The sequence below is a fragment of the Streptomyces phyllanthi genome, assembly GCF_009377205.1.
Taxonomy (GTDB): domain Bacteria; phylum Actinomycetota; class Actinomycetes; order Streptomycetales; family Streptomycetaceae; genus Streptomyces; species Streptomyces phyllanthi.
On the sequence record NZ_VJZE01000864.1, the window covers coordinates 1 to 1,701 of the forward strand.

Below are 1,701 nucleotides of genomic sequence, written 5' to 3' on the forward strand. Positions count from 1 at the left end.
GCACCGATCGGACCGGCAGGGCGCGCCGCTGCCATGAGAGCCGGTGACGTGCTGTCGGGCGACGGGGACTCCATGGCTGTTGGGCCCGAGGTGGGCCGCGCGCCCGAAGCGGAGCCGATGCCGGAGCCGGAGTTCGAGGAATCCCTCCGAGGTGGCACGGCCTCCATGGTCGCCGCCGCGTTGCCCGGCCCCTGCCGCTCCTGAACACCGTCGGCGGCGGCCCGCGGCTCCGTCCCCGTCTGTCCCGCGCCGCCTCCGCCGACCGGCTCGGGCAGCAGCCCCGCGACCCCGAGCGCCCCCGCCGCCAGAGCGAACCCTCCGACCGCGAACAGCAACCGCCGGGGGCGCGGCTTGCGGTGCCGCCCCCGGGCGGGGAGGGAAACCGGCTGCGCCCTGTGCACCGTCTTCGTCATGGTCGCCGTGGTCGTCGTACGCGTCATGGCCGTTCCTCCCCGAAAGCGCCCCGCACCCCCGATGCGCGGTGGGTGCGCACGTTAGGGGCGCCTGGGGAACGCTCGGACGGAGTCGGGGGCCGTGTCACTCGAACGGAGCAGCCCGCCTTGACCACGTCCGCACTTCCCCCGGCCAGGGCGATGCTGCGATGATCGGGAGCGTCGGGAGTTAACCCGCGTTAACCGTTGATCGGGAGGGCGTCATGGCGGAGCAAGAGGGCGGGCAGCGGTTCGGTGAGTTCGTCGTCGTGCGGCGGCACGGGTACGTCGCGGAGCTCGTCCTCGACCGGCCGGGGGCCATGAACGCGGTCTCCACCGACATGGCCCGCTCCATCGCCGGCGCCTGCGCCGCCCTCGCCGCCGACCGGGACGTCCGCGTGACCGTGCTGACCTCCACCCACGAGCGCGCCTTCTGCGTGGGCGCCGATCTGAAGGAGCGGAACTCGTTCAGCGACGCCGACCTCCTGCGTCAGCGCCCCCTCAGCCGTGCCGCGTACACCGGCGTCCTGGAGCTGCCGATGCCCACTGTCGCCGCCGTGCACGGCTTCGCGCTGGGCGGCGGGTTCGAGCTGGCGCTGTCGTGCGACGTGATCGTGGCCGACCGTACGGCGGTGGTCGGACTGCCCGAGGTGTCCGTGGGCGTGATTCCGGGCGGGGGCGGTACGCAGTTGCTGCCGCGCAGGGTCGGGGCCGCGCGCGCCGCCGAGCTGATCTTCACCGCACGGCGCCTGGAGGCTGTGGAGGCGCGGGACTTGGGGCTCGTCGACGAGCTGGTGGAGGCGGGGCAGGACCGTACGCAGGCGCTGGCGCTCGCCTCCCGGATGGCCGCCAACTCACCCGTCGGCCTGCGGGCCGCCAAGCGCGCGCTCCGGCTCGGGCACGGGCTCGACCTGCGGACGGGGCTCGACGTCGAGGACGCGGCGTGGCGGGCCACCGCCTTCTCCGGGGACCGGGCGGAGGGTGTGGCGGCGTTCAACGAGAAGCGCGTGCCGGAGTGGCCGGGCGAGTAGAAGCCGGATCGTTGGACACCGAGCGGCCCGACGGGCAGGTCCCGGATCGTTGGACACCGAGCGGCCCGACGGGCAGGTCCCGGATCGTTGGACACTGAGCGGCCCGGCGGGCAGGTCCCGGATCGTTCGATGCCGAACGGCCCCGGCCGGTGGGCCCCGCTCGTCCGACACCAGGTGACCCGGCCGCTGGGCCCCCGCCCGTCCGACACCGAGCAGCACCCGGCCCGTAGACCCCCACC

The 1,701-nt window shown here is 74.7% G+C and carries 1 protein-coding gene and 1 pseudogene; one reads left to right on the forward strand and one right to left on the reverse strand.

The window, feature by feature from the left end; genetic code table 11:
- Nucleotides 1-440 (reverse strand): annotated as a pseudogene (locus tag FNH04_RS45700) (hypothetical protein); the annotation flags it as partial.
- A gap of 215 nt (nt 441-655) precedes the next feature.
- Here FNH04_RS45700 and FNH04_RS45705 point away from each other — a divergent pair.
- The gene (locus tag FNH04_RS45705; protein ID WP_152792105.1) at nt 656-1,462 is read left to right on the forward strand and encodes an enoyl-CoA hydratase/isomerase family protein; all 807 of its coding nucleotides are present in this window, start codon (nt 656-658) and stop codon (nt 1,460-1,462) included.
- Nucleotides 1,463-1,701: the final 239 nt, after the last annotated feature.

What these genes read in the sequence shown, in the direction of transcription:
- FNH04_RS45705 (WP_152792105.1), top strand. Translation starts at nt 656, where the DNA reads ATGGCGGAGCAAGAGGGCGGGCAGCGGTTCGGTGAGTTCGTCGTCGTG.